We start from the raw sequence: 13,574 nt of genomic DNA on the forward strand, positions 1-13,574 counted from the left end.
CGGCAGGGCCCTCAACTTTCGGCGGCGGTTGCCGATATAGACGCTGAGGCACCGACGCGATCGGTGCCAATCCAACTCACACACACCTCATCGACAGGTAAAGCCATATGTCCGGAAGTTTGTTCTACACGGGTCTGAGCGGTCTGGGCGTCGCCCGAACCGCGCTGATGACCACGGCCCACAACACAGCCAACGTGTACACCGCGGGCTACAGCCGCCAAGTGGCGGAGATCGCCACCGGCAGCGCCATCTCCAGCGGCTCTGGCTTCATCGGCTCGGGCGCCAACGTCTCGACCATCTCGCGCAGCTACGACCGCTACCTCACGGCGCAGCTCTCCTCGGCGCAGTCGGCCTCGGCCGCGCTCGCCGCCAACAGCACGCAGATCAACCGCATCGACACCTTGCTGGCCGACAAGACCTCGGGCATCGCACCGCTGATGCAGAGCTTCTTCACCAGCGTCCAGGGCGTGGCCAACACGCCGGCCGACCCGGCCGCGCGCCAGCAGATGATCAGCTCGGCGCAGGCGCTGGCCAGCAAGTTCCGCGCGACCGACCAGTACCTGTCGGACCTGAACTCCTCGGTCAACGACCAGATCGTGGGCAGCGTCGACCAGATCAACACCTACGCCAGCAAGATCGCCGGCCTCAACCAGCAGATCAGCCAGATCAGCGCAATGGCCGGCGGCCAGCCGCCCAACGACCTGCTCGACCAGCGCGACCAGCTGGTGAGCCAGCTGAGCCAGATCGTGGACGTGAAGGTGCTGCAGCAGGACAACGGCAAGTACAACGTGTTCATCGCCACCGGCCAGTCGCTGGTGGTCGGCGACTATGCCGCCAGCATGGCGGCGGTGAACTCCGCCGCCGACCCGACGCGCAAGGCCATCGCCCTGCAGGGCTTCGCCGGCAACACCGCCGAACTGCCCGACGGCGCCATCACCGGCGGTTCGCTCGGCGGCCTGCTGTCCTTCCGCAGCGATACCCTCATTCCCACGCAGAACGCGATCGGCCGGCTGGCCATGTCGGTGTCCGACGCGGTGAACGCGCAGCACAAGCTGGGCGTGGACCTCAACGGCGCGCTGGGCAAGGACTTCTTCACGCAGTCCGTGCCGGGCGCGATCTCCAACGCGAACAACGCGGGCAATCTCGAACTCGACGCCACGCTGACGAATGCCTCGCAGCTCACGGCCAGCGACTACAGCGTGAGCGTCACCGACGTGGCGGGCACGCTCACCTACACGGTCACCCGGCTTTCGGACAAGACCTCGATGGGCAGCTTCACCACCTTCCCCATCAGCTTCGACGGCGTGAGCCTCTCGGCCGGCACCGGTACGGCGCAGGCGGGCGACTCGTTCCTGATCCAGCCCACGCGCACCGGCGCGCGCGATCTCGACGTGCTGACACGCGACCCCGCCAAGGTGGCCGCCGCCTCGCCCATCGTCACCGGCAACACCGCCGGCAACAAGGGCAGCGGTGCACTGGGCGCGGCCACGGTGAACGCGGGCTATCCCGCCACGCCGCTGGCCGGCACGGTCACGCTGAGCTTCGACGCCACCACCGGCAACCTCACCGGCTTTCCCGCGACCTCCGCCGTGACGGTCACGCTGGCCAATGGCTCCACCACCACCTATGCGGCCGGCGCGCCCGTGCCCTACACCGCCGGCGCGAAGATGAGCTTCGACGGCGTCACCGTCAGCATGACCGGCGCGCCCTCGCAGGGCGACACCTTCACCATCGGCAAGAACACGGGCGGCGTGTCCGACGGCAGCAACGCGCTGCTGCTGGGCGCGCTGCAGCGCAAGACCACCATGGCCAACGGCACCGCGACCTTCAACGGCGCGTACTCGCAGATCGTGAGCGAGGTGGGCAACCGCGCGATGGCCATCAAGGTGGCGGCCACCACGCAGGACAGCGTCACGAGCCAGATCAAGGCCAGCCAGCAGGCGATCTCTGGCGTGAACCAGGACGAGGAAACCGCCAACCTGCTGATGTTCCAGCAGATGTACCAGGCCAACGCGAAGGTGATCCAGACCGCGTCGACCATCTTCGACGCCATCCTCGGTATCCGGGGCTGAGCCCGATAGCGGATTCCCGCGGCTTCCCCAAAGGCAAAGATTCAAGGCAAGGCAGGCAAAGCGATGCGCATCAGCACCCAATCCTTCTACGAGCAGAACGTCCTGGCCATGGGCCAGCAGCAGCAGAAGCTGTTCAGGGTCCAGCAGCAGCTGGCGACCAACTCCAGGTTTCTCTCGGCCGGCGACGACCCGGTGGGCGCGGCGCGCGCGCTGGGCACCAGCCAGTCGCTGTCGGAGATCTCGCAGTACGCCACCAGCCGCCAGCGCGCGTCGCTGGCGCTGTCGACCGAGGAGAACGCGCTCGACTCGGTCACCTCGATCCTGCAGAACATCAAGACGCTCACCGTGGCGGCCGGCAACGGCACGATCTCGGATGCCGACCGCGCATCGCTCGCCACCGCCATCCAGAGCGCCTACGACCAGCTCGTGGGCGTGGCCAACACCGACGACGGCAACGGCCAGTACCTGTTCGCGGGCTTCAAGAGCGGCTCGCCGCCCTTCGTGACCGCGGCCGGCGGCGGCGTGCAATACGTGGGCGACCAGGGCCAGCGGCTGATGCAGGTCGACGTGGCGCGCCAGATGCCGACCTCGGACGACGGCCGCGCCATCTTCCAGTCGGTGCAGGGCAGCGCGGGCTACGTGGCCTCGGCCGCCGCGAGCAACACCGGCACCGGCGTGTTCGGCCCGGTGAGCGTGACCAACGCCACCGCGCCCAACTACGGCAAGGACTTCACCATCACCTTCAGCGCCACCGACTACACGGTGATGACCAAGGACACGCCGCCCGTGGTCGCGGCCACCGGCCCGATCACGCCGGACACGCCCATCTCCTTCGGCGGCGTGCAGATCAAGTTCACCGGCACGCCGGCGGCGGGCGACAGCTTCGACGTATCCACCGCGCAGAACGCCGGCACCGACGTGTTCGCCGCCATCGGCGAACTGGTGACCGCGCTGCGCACCCCGCTGGCCGGCGGCGGCGCGGCCGCGCAGGCCAAACTGCAGAACGCGCTTGCCACTGCCAACGTGAAGGTGACGAACGCGCACGACAACGTGCTCACGGTGCTGTCGTCGGTGGGTTCGCGCCAGAGCGAGATCGACGCGCTGGATTCGGGCGGCGCGGCGCGCAAGCTGCAGGAGGAGGCGTACCTGTCCTCCATCGAGGACCTCGACCCGTACAGCGCGATCGCGGAGTTCTATCAGCGCCAGTCCTCGCTGCAGGCGACACAGATGACCTTCGCCAAGCTGAACAGCATCTCGTTGTTCAATTACCTGTAACCGGAATCCGCAGCCCGAACCTGTGGCCGGTGCCGCCGGCATCAGCCCGGGAGCCGACGAGACAAGAACTCCCGGAGCGTCAGGGTCGACAGCGAGAAAGGACAGTCGCCTCGCAGGCCTGCCTGCGCAGGCGCAAGGAGTCCGTGGATGCCCGCGTGGGCGCACGGGCGGCGTGATACGAGAACCTGGGGAGCACGAGCGTGTGGGAATTCGTTCTTTCCGCGTGGAAGGCTGAGCTGGTCAACTACCCCATCCTTCTGATGCAGTCGGCGGCACTGCTGGGCATCTTCAGCCTGGTGCTGATGCTGTCGAAGCCGTCCGACGCGGTGCTGCATTCGCGCGCAAGCTTCCACGGCTGGACGATGGGCCTCACCGGGTTCGTCCTGATCGCGATGGCGTTCCAGCTGCTGGACCTGCCGTCCAAGCCTTACATCGGCTCCGACCTGCTCTTCATGGCGGGCCTGCTGGGCGGGTGGCGCGGAGGCGCGATCGGCTGGACATTGATCGTGGGCGCCAGGCTCCTCTTCGGAGGGACGCACCAGGCGCCGGCCTTCCTGCTCGACATGTCCTTGCTGGTGCTCGGCGGGATCGTGATGCACCACCGGCTGGGCCGCAAGCCGATCGCGTCCTTCGGCTGGCGCGACATCCGCAACGCGTGGCTGGTGCGGGTGCTGTTCTCGGTGCTCTCCTCGGGACTGATCCAGCTCCTGGAGCTGGTGCCGACCATGATCAACGCGCGGGTCTTCGCGCTTCGAATCCTCGGGTGCGCGCTGTCGCTGGTGATCATCGGCTGCATGCTGGTCCTGCTGCGCAGGGACGCGAGGGAGCGGGAGTCGCGCGCCCGCGAGCTCGCCATGTCGCGCACCAACCTTCTGACCGGGCTTCCCAACCGGCGTGCCCTCGGCGAGTTCCTCGACAGGCTGCTCGCGGTGGACTCCCGGCAGCATGTGCTGATGACTTTCCAGGTCGCGAATCTCAAGGACATGGTCCGCGCCCTCGGCCACGACTGGACGGATCATTTCTGGGGGCAGCTCTCCAGCAACCTGACCCGGGGGCAGGCCGGCCAGAATCTAGAAGCCTTCAATCCGCGGAGCTTCCAGTTGAGCGACCTCTCGCTGACCGTGGTGCTGCAGGGCGCCTCGCTCGAATGGATGGAGCAGGAGCAGATGGCGCCACGGGTGCAGGCCGAGGTGGTGGCGACGCTTCGCACCACCCACATCGCCTACATGCAGCTGCAGCTGCGCATCGGCATCTCGAACGTCCGGATGGGCTCGCATGTGGATGTCTCGGCGATCCTGCGCGACCTGAGCCTCGCGCTGCAGAGCAACGAGCAGATGGTCCGCTACTTCCATTCCTCGTTCGCGGAGCAGTCCGACCGGGACGAGGATGTGCGGCGCCTGCTGATCGACTGGATACGCACGGCCAACCCGCCGATGCAGTACCAGCCGAAGTTCCATTTGATGACCCGCCACGTCTGCGGCGCGGAGGCCCTGCTGCGGGCGCATTCGATGAAGAACCAGCCTCTGCCGCCGCCCTACGTGATAGAGATCGCGACCCGCCACCAGCTGCTGTCGCAGTTCGAGTGGTGCACCCTGGAAGTGGTGGCGCGCGATATCAAGCGATGCCTTGCCGCCGGCTATCCCATACCCCTGGCGGTCAACATCTCCGCGACCACGCTGACGCTTCCGCGCTTCGGCGACCGCGTGCTGGCGTTTCTCGACCTGCTGAGCGTTCCGCCCCGGCTGCTTTCCATCGAGATCACGGAAAGCGGCCATGTGCCCGACGTGGAGACGGTGCGCACCAACATCATCGTGCTGCAGCGCGCGGGCGTGGGCCTTTCCCTGGACGACTTCGGAACCGGCTATTCCGCCCTGACGACGCTGGCGACCATTCCGTTCTCGGAGGTGAAGATCGACCACAGCATGATCTCGCGCATCGACCAGCCGCGCATGCGCGAGGCCGTGTCGCTCGCGCTCGAAAGCGCGACGCGCTACAACGCCACGCTGGTCGCCGAGGGCGTGGAGACGGAGGCCCAGTCGGCGCTGCTGCTGGAAATGGGGGTGCTCTTCGGGCAGGGCTACCTTTTCTCGAGGGCGGTTCCGATGGACGAACTGATCCAGATGGCCCGCCGCAAGGGCGCGTTCTGCGCGGACGGAACGCTCAGGAGCCCGAGGCCCATGCAGGTCTGAGAAGAAAGAGGGAAGTCGCCCTCCCACAGCCCACCGACCGCTCGAGCGGCGTGAACCCACAGGTTGCAGGTCTCCGATCATGATCGTTCGCTATCCATCCATCGACGAGCGGGCCCGGCTGGAAGACTTTCTCCGGCTCATCAAGCCGATCTCCGTGGGCACCCAGGTGACCGGATTCGTGTTCTGGGGTGCGGCCTGGTGGCTCGCGGACCCGGGCTACGAGTACGTGAGCTGGCACCTGGCGCTGCTCGCGTGCTGCGTGGCCCTGTCCATCGCCGGCAGCTGCGCGACCCGGTTCCTTTCGTTCTTCTCGATCATCTCCGTCTGGCTGCTGTGCCTGGGTTTCTCCATGCTCATGGCCCGCAGCCCCGATCGCGAGGTGTGGGCGGTTTCCATGAGCGTGATCGTCTCGGTGGTGGGGGCGCCGCTCTTCTCACGGTTGAGCCTGGCGGCGCTCGCGAGCTCGGGGGCATGGCTGATCATGGGAGGGGGCGAATGGGTGGGCACGCCCCATGGCCTGGATTCCGGCTGGACCTTGCTGATGCCTTGCGGGACCATCACGATGGGGCTGCTGATGAATGTCATCTTCGCGACGCTGCACCGGGAGAGCCTGAGGCTGCGGCAGGAGCTCGAAGCGCTCGCCTACAAGGACGTGCTCACGGGCATGCCCAACCGCCGCAAGCTCCTGGCCGACGTCCAGCATCTTCACGAGCAGGGGCGGCTCGGCGACGGATGCTTCCTGATGATCGACGTGGACGACTTCAAGAAGATCAACGACGACTTCGGCCATGCGGCCGGCGACCTGGCGCTGCAGCGCGTCGCGGCCGTGCTCAGGGAGGCCGCGCTCGGCCATGCCTTGGGCAGGCTCGGCGGCGAGGAGTTCGGCGTCGTGCTGACGGGCGGCGGCACGGCGCATGCGCAGTCGATGGCCGCGCGCATCATCGAGCAGGTGCGCGGCATCCGCATCGAAGGCCGTCTCGTCACTGTAAGCGTGGGCATCTCCGGCGTGGCCGGCCATCGCATTCCGGCGGAGCTGATGCGGGAGGCCGATGTTGCGCTGTACGAGGCGAAGCGAATGGGCAAGGACAGGTTCGCCTTGCACGGCGCGGGTTGAACTCCCCGACGGTGGTGCGGGGCAGGCACGCCGCGGCCTCCATAATGCGTCGCCTTCAATCCAATTCGAAGCCGAAACTCCATCCAGCATGACCACTTCGCAAGACCTGACCCCTCTGCTGCTCGACGCCCTCGGCAAACGCATCGACGACCCCGCCGCCATCCGGCTTGCGGAAGCCCTCGGCAAGAAGCCCTTCAAGAACGCGACGCCGGGCAACCGCTGCGACATCGGCAATCGCAGGCTCGGCATCGAAGTCATTGCAGAGATGAACCTGGCCACGCGCTCGCATTTCCCGCCGCGCAAGGACGGCCGCAAGTGGGTCACCTGGGTGTCGGCCGCCTTCATCTATCCGAATTACCGCGGTTCGCTGCCCGCGGGCTTCGACTGGAAGATGGACGACGCGGCGCTGGGCGAGCGCTTCAGGCGGCGGGTCGAAGGCGCGGTGGAGGAAGTGCGCTTCACGCTGCCGGCTCCCGGGGAGGGCCTGCGGGCGAAGGTCTCCATGAACTCCGATGGCCTGCCCAAGCACATGCTGCTGGGCGTGGACGAGGAGGAGACCTACGCCACCATCTATCCCGGCAGCAAGCCGGAGCATTCCGTGGAAGAAGGCTTCTTCGCGAGCTGGTGCGCGCTCAACGGCATCCTGCGGGAAGACCGGCTGGCCGCCGGCCAGCTCGATGCGCTGCGCCAGCGGGAGCTGTCTCCGCTGGCCTTCCTGTCTTCCAGCCTGGGCGGATTGCTGTGGCGAAACGACGTGCGCCCTGAGCATGAGGCCTTCTGCCACGCCTACATGAACCGCCTGATGGAGCCCGAGAAGGCGTCGGCGCTGTTCGACACGGAGGAAGTGTTCGGCGACAGCAACAGCTGGCGCAAGCCGGGCGAAGCAATGACGCAGGACGGCTGGGAGAACTTCGACCGGATTGCGCCGCGCTATACCCAGCGCCTGGAGCAGTGGCGCAGGCGCGAGATCCGTTCCATGGTCGACAGACCGGACGAAGCCTAGGCGACGCTGCAAGCCGGGGATTCGGGGGAGCCTTGGATCAGGGCCGCAGCCCCTGCGTGAACCACAGCATGCCCGCGATGCCCTGCGCGAAGCGCGGCTCCAGGAAGGCGCCCAGGTTCGGCATCAGCAGCTGCAGCATGAAGATGCCCGCCAGCAGCGTCAGCGGAAAGCCCACCGCGAAGATGCTGAACTGCGGCGAGGCGCGGTTCAGAATGCCCATGGCCAGGTTCAGCGTGAGCAGCGCGGTGATGAGCGGCAGCGACAGCATCAGCCCGCTGGAAAAGATCTCGCCCCCGCCCAGCACCAGGAACATCCAGCCACCGGAAGCCAGCGGCGCCTCGGCCACGGGCAGGGTGTGGAAGCTCTCGGCCAGGGCGTTGAGCATCAGCAGGTGCCCGTCGAGCGCCAGGAAGATCAGCATCGCCAACATGTTCAGCAGCCGTGCCACCACCATGGTGCTGCCATGGCTCATCGGATCGAAGAAGGACGCGAAGGACAGGCCCATCTGCAGGCCGATGTATTCGCCTGCCGCCAGCACTGCCGCGAACACCAGCCGCATGCTGAAGCCCATGGCCGCGCCGATCAGCACCTGCTGCAGGATGATCCAGATGCCTCCCGCCGACACCGCCGGCACGGCGGGCATCGGTCCGATGGTGGGCGAGACCACGAAGGCCAGCATGGCGGCCATGGCCACCTTCACCTGGCGCGGCACCCAAGGCTCGCCGAAGACGGGCGCGGTGCTCACGAGCGCCAGCATGCGCACGAAGGGCCAGAGGAAGGCGACGATCCAGCCCTCGAGCTGGGCCGAGGTGACGGAGACGATCGACGGCGTCACGTCGAAGGCGGGCCGTCAGGCCAGCAGCTGCGGTATGCCCGAGAACAGCGCGCGCATGTAGTCCAGCATGCGGTCGAGCATCCACGGGCCCGCGACCACCAGCGTCGCGAACACCGCGAGCAGCTTCGGGATGAAGGAGAGCGTGGCCTCGTTGATCTGCGTGGCGGCCTGGAAGATGCTCACCACCAGGCCGATGATCAGCGCCACCAGCAGCAGCGGCGCGCCGATCAGCAGCGAGATCTCCATGGCCCGGTGGCCCATGGTCATGACGGATTCGGGTGTCATCTCCGGTCGTGCCCTAGAGGTAGAAGCTCTGCGCCAGCGCGCCGATGAGCAACTGCCAGCCGTCGGCCAGCACGAAGAGCATCAGCTTGAAGGGCAGCGCGATGGAAGCCGGCGGCACCATCATCATGCCCATGGACATCAGCACGCTCGCCACCACGAGGTCGATGATGAGGAAGGGAATGAAGATGGTGAAGCCGATCTGGAAGGCCGTCTTCAGCTCGCTGATGACGAAGGAAGGCAGCAGGATGCGCAGCGGCACGTCTTCGGGGCCCTGCATCTCGGGCACCTTGGCCAGCCGTGCGAAGAGAGCGAGGTCGCTCTCGCGGGTCTGCTTGAGCATGAAGGTCTTGAAGGGGGCGATGCCGCGCTCCATGGCCTTCTCGGCGCTGATCCTGTTCTCGGAGAAGGGCTTGTAGGCCTCGTCGTAGGCCTTGTCGAGTACCGGCGCCATCACGAAGAAGGTGAGGAACAGCGACAGCCCCACCAGGATCTGGTTGGGCGGCGAGGTCTGCGTGCCGATGGCGGTGCGCAGCAGGCCCAGCACGATGAGGATGCGCGTGAAGCTGGTCATCGACAGCAGCAGCGCGGGCAGGAAGGTGAGCGAAGTCAGCAGCACCATGGTCTGCACGCTCAGCGACCAGGTCTGGCTGCCGCCGGGGCCGGGCGTGCTGGTGATGCCGGGCAGGCCCTGGGTCCATGCGGCTGCGGGCACCAGGGCGGCGGCGAGCAGCAGCAGCGCGGCGCGCAGGCCGCGGCGCAATGCGGGGCGGGTCATGGGGCGGGGGGGTGTTGCCGCGGCTGCTGCGTCTTGCCGGTGAGCGATTCGCGCAGCTTGCGGGCGAAGAGTTCGACGGGAGTCGCGGGCGTAGATGCCGATGCCGCGCTGGCCTGCTGGGTCTGCGTCTGGGCCTGCGCCGGCAGCGTGTGCAGCGTATTGACCTGGCTGGGCGTGACCCCCAGCACCAGCCAGGTGTCGGCCACTTCGACCACCACAACGCGCTCGCGCTGACCGACTGCGGCGCTCGAAACCACCTTCACCAGGTGGCCACCGCCCAGCCGCTGCAGGCCGAAGCGGCGCGCCAGCCAAGCGCAAAGGAAGATCAGGCCCACCACCATCGCCATGCCGAAGCCCGCCTGCAGCAGGCCCGAGGCTCCGACGGCGGCCGGCGCCACTTCGTGGACGGGCGTGGGCACGGTGGGGAGGCTCATGCCCGCGCGAGCTTCTGCATGCGCTCGGAGGGGGTGACGATGTCGGTCAGGCGGATGCCGTACTTCTCGTTCACCACCACCACCTCGCCCTGCGCGATCAGGTAGCCGTTGATCAGCACGTCCAGCGGCTGGCCGGCCAGTCCGTCGAGCTCCACCACCGAACCCTGCGACAGCTGCAGCAGGTTCTTGATGGTGATGCGCGTGCGGCCGATCTCGGCGGTGAGCTGCACCGGCACGTCGAGCACGCGCGCGATGTCCACCGCCGTGGCGTTGCTGCCGGCCGGCAGTGGCGACGCGGCAGGCGCGTCCTGGATCTGCTGGAAGACCTGCGCGGTGGCGGGCGCCACGGCCGGAGCCGGCGCGGCTGCCGCCGAGGTGGCGGCGGTCTGCTCGGCCAGCGCGCTGGCCCAGTCGTCCGCTTCGCTGCCGGCGGAGGATGTGTTGTCAGTCATGTTCGTTCTTCAGGTCGCTGTCTTGATGGGTGATCATGTTCTGCACGCGCAGTGCATAGCGTTCGTTGGAGATGCCGTAGCCGCACTCCATCACCGGCACGCCGCCCACCTTGGCGACGACCGTTTCCGGCAGCTCGATGGGAATCACGTCGCCGGCGCGCAGCTTCATCACTTCGCCGATGGTCGAGGGCATGGTCACGAAGTCGGCCACCAGCTCCACGTCGGCGGACTGCATCTGGCGCGACATCTGCGTGACCCAGCGCTTGTCGACCTCGACCTCGTCCTGGATCGGGTTGGACAGCAGGTCGCGGATCGGCTCGATCATCGAGTAGGGCAGGCACACGTGCAGGAAGCCGCCGATGGGGCCGAACTCGATCTGCAGCGTGGTGTTGATCACCACCTCGTTGGGCGCGACGATGTTGGCGAGCTTGCCGTGCATCTCTGCGCGCACGTAGTCGAAGTCCAGCGGGAACACCGGCTGCCACGCCTCGCCGTAGCACTGCAGCGACAGGTCGAGCAGGCGCTTGATGATGCGCTGCTCGGTGCGGGTGAAGTCGCGGCCTTCCACGCGCACGTGGTAGCGCCCGTCGCTGCCGAAGAGGTTGTCCACCACGAGGAACACCAGCTTCGGATCGAACACGAAGAGGGCGGTGCCGCGCAGCGGCTTCATGTGGATCATGTTGATGTTCGCGGGCACCGGCAGGTGCCGCACGAACTCGCCGAACTGCTGGATCTGCACCGGCCCCACCGAGATGTCGGGGCTGCGCCGCATGAAGTTCAGCAGCGCGCTGCGCAGGCCGCGCGCGAAGCGGTCGTTGATGACCTCCAGCGTGTGCATGCGGTTGCGCACCACGCGGTCGGGCGCGCCGAGGTCGTAGGCGGGCAGCCCGTCCTTCGGCGGTGGGGGAGGGGGCGCCTGGTCGACGTCGCCGGTGACGCCTTGCAGCAGCGCATCGACCTCGTCCTGCGAGAGCACCTGTTCATACGCCATGGATCGCTTGTCGTCCGGAGGATGGTGACGTGGTGCTCACTGCACGACGAAGATGTTGAACGAGACGCTGGAGATGCCCAGCTCGGGCGTCTGCGGCGTCAGCGGTGCGTTCAGCGCGGTGCGGATTTCCTCGGCCAGCCTGGCCTTGTCCTCCGGCGTGACCAGCGACTCGGGCGCGCGGTTCGACAGCTGCACCAGCAGCCGGCTGCGCAGCTCGGGCATGAACTCGACGATCTGCGCCTTGGCATGCTCGTCGCGCACGCGCAGCGCCATGCCGATCTGCAGGAAGCGGCTGCGGCCCTCCGCCTGCAGGTTCACCGTCAGCGGGTCGAGCATCACGAAGATGGGCTTTTCGGGAACCGGCGGCTTGGCCGCTTCCGTGGAGGCGGCGCCCGTGAAGCGCGGCAGGAAGACGTACGCGGCGGCGCCGGCCGCTGCGAGAAGGCCGACGGCCAGCACGACCCCGATCAGCAGCTTCGATGAGCGGCGCGGGGCGGGCAGCGAGGCGGAGGCCGGTGCGGCGTTTGCGACAGATGTTGGGGGAGCCATGTTGAAGCGGTTTTTCTTGTCCGGTCTATTCTTTTCGAAGTCCCTCGCGGACGAACGGCCGAACAAGCGCACAAAGGCGTTTCATATCCGTTCATTGCGCGGCGCCTTCCATGGGGCGCCGTCGCGGGGCGGGGGGTGAAGATGGGTTGCTGCGTGCTTCGCTGCCTCAGGCGAAGGTGTCGATGCCGGAGCGCGAGTTGGCGGCGGCGGGGCGCGTGGCGGCGACGGCGGCCGCCGGTGCACCGGCCGCCGTGCGTCCGGCGCCGGGGTAGGAGGCCGTGGCCTGCTGCCGCGCCGCGCCCTGCTGCTGGCCCTGTTGTTGCTGCGCGAAGGCGGCGTCGTTGCCGTTGGGCTGGCGCGTTTCCGCGCCGACCGAAGTCTGGCCCAGCGTGATGCCTTGTTCCGACAGCGAGTTGCGCAACTGCGGCAGCGCGGCCTCGACGGCCTTGCGCACGCTCTCGTGCGCCGAGACGAACATCGCCTGCGCCTGGTTGTCGCCCATCGACAGCGTGACCTTCAGCGGGCCGAGGCCGGCCGGGTTCAGGCTGAGCTCGGCCGTGTGGTGCCCGCTGGCACTCATGCGCAGCAGTTGCTGGCCCAGGGCCGGCGCCCATTTGTCGCTGCCGACTTCGGGCGCGATGGTGTGGGCCGGGGCGCGCGCGGCGGCCGCGGTGTCGCCCGCGCGCTCCGGGGACGACGCCGTCACCGCGGCTGGCTGCTGCAGCGCGACGGGGTCGATGGCGGGCTGGCTGTCCGCGCCATCGGTCGTGGCGGCGACAGGGCTTGCAGCCACGGCGGCCTTGGCGGCCTGCGCATCGTTTGTTGCCGCCGGTTGCGCCGCGCTCGCGAGCTGCTCGGCGGTGGTGGTGCCGATGGGCGCGCGCGATGCGGGGCCGCGGCCGGTCGCTGCGGTGCCCACGGATGGGCTCGCGGGGGCGGACACCGGCTTCGCGAAGCCCACGGCCATGGTCTGCGCCGCGATGGCGGCGCGGGCTGCATCGTGCAGCGAGCCGGCGGGCGCGGCATCCGCTTGCAGGGGCGCGGCTTGCGCGGCGGCTGCGGCGGGCTTCTGCGCGACGGCCTCCTTCGCGGCCTCGGCCGTGTCCGCTGCATCGGCGGCGACAGCGGCCGTGCCGGTGGCTGTCTTCGCCGAAAGCGCCTGCAGGGCCGGATCGAGAGCCACGTCGGCGGCGGCGTCTGCCGGCGTCGTCTTCGCAAGCCCGTCGGCAGTGCCTTCGCCCGCCGCCTGCGCCGCCGACCGGCCCGCGAGCGTCAGCGCGTGCAGCGGCGAGTTCGCCTGCGCGAGGAATGCGAGGTTCGGGTCGGCGAGCGGAGCGTCTTCCTTCTTCGTGTCCTCATCCGCGCCGGGCTTGCGCGCGGCCTTGCGGTCGATGGCGGCCACGTCCGACGTGCTGCCGTCCTTCTCCGCCGTACCGGCCTGGCCGCCGCCATTGGCGCGCGAGCGCTCCAGCGCCGCGCCGAAGCTTGGGCCCTGCGCCTCGTCCGCGCCGCGCCCGCGCGAGGCGGCCTGCGCGGCCGCGGGCTGTGCTGCGGCATTCGTCGTGACGGGGGGCATGATCATGGAAGGCATGTCGGGTCC

Annotated in this window: 13 protein-coding genes; 5 read left to right on the plus strand and 8 right to left on the minus strand. The window is 68.3% G+C overall.

The genetic code is table 11. From position 1 onward, the window contains the following. The first annotated feature begins 107 nt into the window (after positions 1-107). The 5 genes from flgK to ACAM57_RS06805 all read left to right on the plus strand — a co-directional run bounded on the left by flgK (position 108) and on the right by ACAM57_RS06805 (position 7,653). Entirely contained in the window at positions 108-2,072 is a 1,965-nt protein-coding gene (gene flgK / locus ACAM57_RS06785) for a flagellar hook-associated protein FlgK (protein WP_184641066.1), read from the plus strand. Between the two features lie 63 nt (positions 2,073-2,135). Then, positions 2,136-3,347, plus strand: a complete 1,212-nt coding sequence (gene flgL / locus ACAM57_RS06790; RefSeq protein ID WP_369661088.1) for a flagellar hook-associated protein FlgL — start codon at positions 2,136-2,138, stop codon at positions 3,345-3,347. A gap of 200 nt (positions 3,348-3,547) precedes the next feature. Next, positions 3,548-5,536, plus strand: a complete 1,989-nt coding sequence (locus ACAM57_RS06795) for an EAL domain-containing protein (protein ID WP_126023300.1) — start codon at positions 3,548-3,550, stop codon at positions 5,534-5,536. A 79-nt stretch (positions 5,537-5,615) separates the two neighbouring features. Then, positions 5,616-6,650, plus strand: coding sequence for a diguanylate cyclase (locus ACAM57_RS06800; protein ID WP_369661089.1), 1,035 nt, complete (start codon positions 5,616-5,618; stop codon positions 6,648-6,650). 88 nt (positions 6,651-6,738) lie between these two features. Continuing rightward, entirely contained in the window at positions 6,739-7,653 is a 915-nt protein-coding gene (locus ACAM57_RS06805; protein WP_126023302.1) for a hypothetical protein, read from the plus strand. Positions 7,654-7,690: 37 nt separating this feature from the next. On the opposite strand, the gene fliR is transcribed toward ACAM57_RS06805, so the two are convergent. The 8 genes from fliR to ACAM57_RS06845 all read right to left on the minus strand — a co-directional run bounded on the left by fliR (position 7,691) and on the right by ACAM57_RS06845 (position 13,565). Next, positions 7,691-8,476, minus strand: a complete 786-nt coding sequence (fliR, locus tag ACAM57_RS06810; RefSeq protein WP_369662409.1) for a flagellar biosynthetic protein FliR — start codon at positions 8,474-8,476, stop codon at positions 7,691-7,693. Between the two features lie 27 nt (positions 8,477-8,503). Beyond that, positions 8,504-8,773 (minus strand): flagellar biosynthesis protein FliQ, encoded by a 270-nt coding sequence (fliQ, locus tag ACAM57_RS06815; RefSeq protein ID WP_369661090.1) that lies wholly within the window; start codon positions 8,771-8,773, stop codon positions 8,504-8,506. A gap of 13 nt (positions 8,774-8,786) precedes the next feature. Further along, positions 8,787-9,548: a flagellar type III secretion system pore protein FliP gene (gene fliP / locus ACAM57_RS06820; protein ID WP_260319401.1), complete on the minus strand. Its 762-nt coding sequence runs from the start codon at positions 9,546-9,548 to the stop codon at positions 8,787-8,789. Then, on the minus strand, positions 9,545-9,982 hold the full coding sequence (fliO, locus tag ACAM57_RS06825) for a flagellar biosynthetic protein FliO (protein WP_369661091.1): 438 nt from the start codon (positions 9,980-9,982) through the stop codon (positions 9,545-9,547). The genes fliP and fliO overlap by 4 nt, the downstream gene beginning before the upstream one ends. Next, a complete protein-coding gene (gene fliN, locus ACAM57_RS06830; protein WP_126023306.1) occupies positions 9,979-10,434 on the minus strand; it encodes a flagellar motor switch protein FliN in 456 nt (151 codons plus the stop codon). Before fliN ends, fliO begins: the two co-directional genes overlap by 4 nt. Beyond that, a complete protein-coding gene (gene fliM / locus ACAM57_RS06835; RefSeq protein ID WP_126023307.1) occupies positions 10,427-11,425 on the minus strand; it encodes a flagellar motor switch protein FliM in 999 nt (332 codons plus the stop codon). Before fliM ends, fliN begins: the two co-directional genes overlap by 8 nt. Before the next feature lie 36 nt (positions 11,426-11,461). Next, positions 11,462-11,974 carry a flagellar basal body-associated protein FliL gene (gene fliL / locus ACAM57_RS06840; RefSeq protein ID WP_126023308.1) on the minus strand — a complete coding sequence of 171 codons (513 nt, stop codon included), beginning with the start codon at positions 11,972-11,974 and terminating at the stop codon, positions 11,462-11,464. Between the two features lie 166 nt (positions 11,975-12,140). Continuing rightward, the gene (locus ACAM57_RS06845; RefSeq protein ID WP_369661092.1) at positions 12,141-13,565 is read right to left on the minus strand and encodes a flagellar hook-length control protein FliK; all 1,425 of its coding nucleotides are present in this window, start codon (positions 13,563-13,565) and stop codon (positions 12,141-12,143) included. Positions 13,566-13,574 lie beyond the last annotated feature (9 nt).

It is taken from the genome of Variovorax sp. V15, assembly GCF_041154425.1.
Taxonomy (GTDB): Bacteria; Pseudomonadota; Gammaproteobacteria; order Burkholderiales; family Burkholderiaceae_C; genus Variovorax; species Variovorax guangxiensis.

What these genes read in the sequence shown, in the direction of transcription:
- flgK (WP_184641066.1), top strand. Translation starts at nt 108, where the DNA reads ATGTCCGGAAGTTTGTTCTACACGGGTCTGAGCGGTCTGGGCGTCGCC.
- flgL (WP_369661088.1), top strand. Translation starts at nt 2,136, where the DNA reads ATGCGCATCAGCACCCAATCCTTCTACGAGCAGAACGTCCTGGCCATG.
- ACAM57_RS06800 (WP_369661089.1), top strand. Translation starts at nt 5,616, where the DNA reads ATGATCGTTCGCTATCCATCCATCGACGAGCGGGCCCGGCTGGAAGAC.
- ACAM57_RS06805 (WP_126023302.1), top strand. Translation starts at nt 6,739, where the DNA reads ATGACCACTTCGCAAGACCTGACCCCTCTGCTGCTCGACGCCCTCGGC.
- fliQ (WP_369661090.1), bottom strand. Translation starts at nt 8,773, where the DNA reads ATGACACCCGAATCCGTCATGACCATGGGCCACCGGGCCATGGAGATC.
- fliP (WP_260319401.1), bottom strand. Translation starts at nt 9,548, where the DNA reads ATGACCCGCCCCGCATTGCGCCGCGGCCTGCGCGCCGCGCTGCTGCTG.
- fliO (WP_369661091.1), bottom strand. Translation starts at nt 9,982, where the DNA reads ATGAGCCTCCCCACCGTGCCCACGCCCGTCCACGAAGTGGCGCCGGCC.
- fliN (WP_126023306.1), bottom strand. Translation starts at nt 10,434, where the DNA reads ATGACTGACAACACATCCTCCGCCGGCAGCGAAGCGGACGACTGGGCC.
- fliM (WP_126023307.1), bottom strand. Translation starts at nt 11,425, where the DNA reads ATGGCGTATGAACAGGTGCTCTCGCAGGACGAGGTCGATGCGCTGCTG.
- fliL (WP_126023308.1), bottom strand. Translation starts at nt 11,974, where the DNA reads ATGGCTCCCCCAACATCTGTCGCAAACGCCGCACCGGCCTCCGCCTCG.
- ACAM57_RS06845 (WP_369661092.1), bottom strand. Translation starts at nt 13,565, where the DNA reads ATGCCTTCCATGATCATGCCCCCCGTCACGACGAATGCCGCAGCACAG.